Annotated in this window: 5 protein-coding genes; 2 read left to right on the plus strand and 3 right to left on the minus strand. The window is 61.4% G+C overall.

Features of this window, described 5'->3' with window-relative positions; translation table 11 throughout:
• A partial coding sequence (locus tag EN964_RS29365; protein ID WP_127277069.1) for a DUF3126 family protein occupies positions 1 to 164 on the minus strand: 164 nt, incomplete at its 3' end.
• 151 nt (positions 165 to 315) lie between these two features.
• Positions 316 to 1,164 carry a serine O-acetyltransferase gene (gene cysE / locus EN964_RS29370; RefSeq protein ID WP_013531333.1) on the minus strand — a complete coding sequence of 283 codons (849 nt, stop codon included), beginning with the start codon at positions 1,162 to 1,164 and terminating at the stop codon, positions 316 to 318.
• A gap of 147 nt (positions 1,165 to 1,311) precedes the next feature.
• Between cysE and EN964_RS29375 the strand changes: the two genes are divergently transcribed.
• A complete protein-coding gene (locus EN964_RS29375) occupies positions 1,312 to 1,917 on the plus strand; it encodes a hypothetical protein (RefSeq protein WP_127268140.1) in 606 nt (201 codons plus the stop codon).
• A gap of 30 nt (positions 1,918 to 1,947) precedes the next feature.
• Here the strand turns inward: EN964_RS29375 and EN964_RS29380 are convergent, their stop codons facing one another.
• Positions 1,948 to 2,865, minus strand: a complete 918-nt coding sequence (locus EN964_RS29380; RefSeq protein ID WP_245490700.1) for a LysR family transcriptional regulator — start codon at positions 2,863 to 2,865, stop codon at positions 1,948 to 1,950.
• Between the two features lie 109 nt (positions 2,866 to 2,974).
• On the opposite strand from EN964_RS29380, the gene EN964_RS29385 reads away from it, so the two are divergent.
• A partial coding sequence (locus EN964_RS29385) for an ABC transporter substrate-binding protein (protein WP_164776068.1) occupies positions 2,975 to 3,378 on the plus strand: 404 nt, incomplete at its 3' end.

Here is a 3,378-nt window from a genome sequence, read left to right on the forward strand (position 1 = left end):
TAATCGCCGTCGTCCTCGTCCTTGAAGACGATGCCGAGGAATTCGTCGCCGACATAGACCTCGGCCGAATCGTCCTTGCGCGGCCGTGCCTTGACCTCGAGCTTGGGGTTCTGGAAGACGCGCTTGAAATAGGCGTCCAGCTTTCTGATTTCGTCCGGCTTCAACAGTCTTCTCCGATCATCGGGCTTGCTCGTTCGAACGCGCTTCTGGCACGTCGACAATGGCGATGTAAAGGCAAGCGGCCTGATAAGGCGAGACAACCGCCCGCTCCTGCCCGCGGCCGGAATCCGACAGCAGACGACGGCGCCGTGAAAATCAGATGTCGAAACTGACGACCTGATCCATCGTCTGCGACGGCAGAAGCTGGTCCATCTGGCGCGACGGCTGATCGCAGCCGGTCTCACCGACGACGCGGGCCGGCACGCCGGCAACCGTCTTGTTGTGCGGCACAGGCGACAGCACCACCGAGCCGGCCGCTATCTTCGAGCAATGGCCGATTTCGATGTTGCCGAGGATCTTGGCGCCGGCGCCGATCAGCACGCCGTAGCGGATCTTGGGGTGGCGGTCGCCGCCGGCCTTGCCGGTGCCGCCCAGCGTCACGCCATGCAGGATCGACACGTCGTCCTCGATGACAGCGGTCTCGCCGACCACGAGGCCGGTGGCGTGGTCGATGAAGATGCCCTTGCCGATGCGGGCGGCGGGGTTGATGTCGGTCTGGAAGACCGAGGACGAGCGGCTCTGCAGATAGAGCGCGAAATCCTTGCGCCCCTGGTTCCACAGCCAATGCGCCAGCCGATGGGTCTGGATGGCGTGGAAACCCTTGAAATAGAGCACAGGCATGATGAAGCGGTCGCAGGCCGGATCGCGATCGTAATAGGCCTGGATGTCGACACGCACCGTCGTCGGCCACTCCTTGTCGTCGGCCAGCATGGACTTGAAGGTCTGGCGGATGAGATCGGAGCCGATGTCCTGGTGCGCCAGCCGCTCGGCCAGCCGATGAATGACTGCTTCTTCCAGGCTGTCCTGGTTGAGGATGGTCGAATAGAGGAATGCAGCGAGCAGCGGGTCGCGGTTGACAGCCTCCATGGCCTCGTCGCGGATCGAACGCCAGATCGGATCGACCGGCTTCAATGCGCTGTGTCGGGAAATGCTGATGCTGTTCATCGCCGTCTCGTCCTGCGTCCTGCCTGGCTTGCCTGTTGTGCTTGCCTGTTGCCTGGCCGCACATATAAGCCAGATCATAGCACGATTGAACTCAATTTTCCTTAGTGCTTTGTCAAATGGATTTGGTTCGCGGGAATTCAAGCAGCCATGGAAAACGAACCCTTGATCGACGACGCGCTGAAAAGCGAGCTTTCGGCGCTCTACCGGGCACAGGGCCGCCACTACCACAACCTTGCCCATATCGAGGCGATGCTGGCACTCGCTGGCGACTATCGAGGATTGCTCGGCGACCCCGAGGCGATCGAAGCGGCGATCTGGTTCCACGATGCCATCTATGACAGCAAGGCCAAGGACAATGAGGCGCAAAGTGCTGCCCTTGCCGAGAAAAAGCTGGCGGGCCGCGCAAATCCTTCACGCCTCAACCGCATCTCGGCAATGATCGTCGCCACCGCCACGCACCAGGTGCCGCCGTTCGAAGACGCGGCGGCCACACGGGACGCAAGTCTTTTCCTGGATATGGATCTGTCGATCCTGGGAGCCGCGCCGGACGCCTTCGACGCCTATGAGCGCGCCGTGCGGCGCGAGTACCACTGGGTGGAGGAGCCAATGTGGCGGGCCGGACGCAGTGCTGTCCTGAAGACTTTCCTCGCCCGCCCGCACATCTTCCACACTGAAGAGTTTCGCCAGCGCTTCGAACCGCAGGCCAGGGAAAACATGACGCGGTCATTGCAGGCCCTGCAAACCTCTTTGTGATCTTCGCCGGTGGCGCGCTTGCATGTCGCCCTATCCCGCCACGGGCGTTGCATCGAACAATGCACCGAGAAACGCCTGAACAAGCGAGCGCTGGGCGTCGGTCTTGCGATAGGCGACGCGGTGTATGGAACTGAACGAATAGGCCCTTGGCTTGATCGCCCGCATGTCTCCGGCGGCGACCCAGGGATCGGCAAAATGGCATGGCAGAAAGCCGATGAAGTTGCCCGACAGGATCAGCATCAACTGCGCTTCCATGTGCACGACCGATGCACTCGCCTTGGGATGGCCGACCAGGTAGAGGTCGTCGAAATGTCGATAGCTGCGCACCGAGAACCGCGCGGCATCGACGGCGCCTTGATCGATCCTTGAATCGGGCATCGCAAAGAGCGGATGCCGGCGGCCGCAATAGAGAAGATGCGGTTCGCCGCAATAGTCGCGATAGACAACCCCAGGCGCTTTCTGCGACAGCGGCCCGATGACAACGTCGCGACCGCCATCGGCAACTTGTTGCTCGAGTTCGGACGGCGTACCCACCGAAAGGTCGATGAAGACGTCGGAATCGGGCCCCATGAAGCGGCTGAGCGCGTGCTGGATACCCAGTTCGCCACTGGTGAAGACCCCATCCGACGTGCCGACCCGCAAGCGGCCCGACAGGCTGCCGCTGGCTGCATTGATGCGATGTCCGAAATCGTCAAGGTCGCGGAACAGCCTCTGCGCCGCATCGTAGGTTGCCTGTCCAACCTCGGTCAGGCGGAATTGCTTGCGCCCGCGATGGCAGAGTTGGGCACCGATGCGTTTCTCCAGCTCCGCCAGATGCGTGCTCAGCGTCGGCTGTGACAGGTTGAGCGTGATTTGCGCAGCGGCGAACCCGCCTGAATCGGCCAGCGCCACGAAAACGCGCAGCAGGCGGATATCGATATTGTCCAGCCGGCGCATGCCATTCCCCATGATGCACAGAACGATACATCGATGTTATTCGATGTATCGTTCTAAATAAACTCATTTACATCAATGTCAGAAATCGCGAGCCTGTACGGAACAAAATTGGGGAACAATCATGAAACCGTTACCAGGCACCGCCTTGTCCGCAGCCCTGCTGCTCGCCAGTTCGCAGCTCGCCCTCAGCGCCGACCAGATCCGCATCCTGGCGCCGACATGGCTGGGATTTGCGCCTGTCCATATCGCCAGCGACCTTGGCTGCTTCACCGCCAAGGGCCTTGATGTCAGCATCAAGTTCGAGGATGACCTGACCAACGTCATGGCGGCGATGGCGCGCGGCGACATCGAGATGCAGATGCGCTCGGTCGGCGAATATCAGGGCCGCCCGCGCGACGCCTCGACGCCCGGCATCATCATCGGCACGATCGACGAATCCGTCGGTGGCGACGGCGTCATCACCGATGACAAGATCAAGTCCGTTGCCGATCTGAAGGGCAAGGTCGTCGCGGCCGAGCCCAACAT

This window comes from Mesorhizobium sp. M7A.F.Ca.CA.001.10.2.1, assembly GCF_003998575.1.
Taxonomy (GTDB): Bacteria; Pseudomonadota; Alphaproteobacteria; order Rhizobiales; family Rhizobiaceae; genus Mesorhizobium.

Excerpts from the sequence above, each read along its gene's own strand:
- cysE (WP_013531333.1), bottom strand. The coding sequence starts at position 1,164 with ATGAACAGCATCAGCATTTCCCGACACAGCGCATTGAAGCCGGTCGAT.
- EN964_RS29375 (WP_127268140.1), top strand. The coding sequence starts at position 1,312 with ATGGAAAACGAACCCTTGATCGACGACGCGCTGAAAAGCGAGCTTTCG.
- EN964_RS29380 (WP_245490700.1), bottom strand. The coding sequence starts at position 2,865 with ATGGGGAATGGCATGCGCCGGCTGGACAATATCGATATCCGCCTGCTG.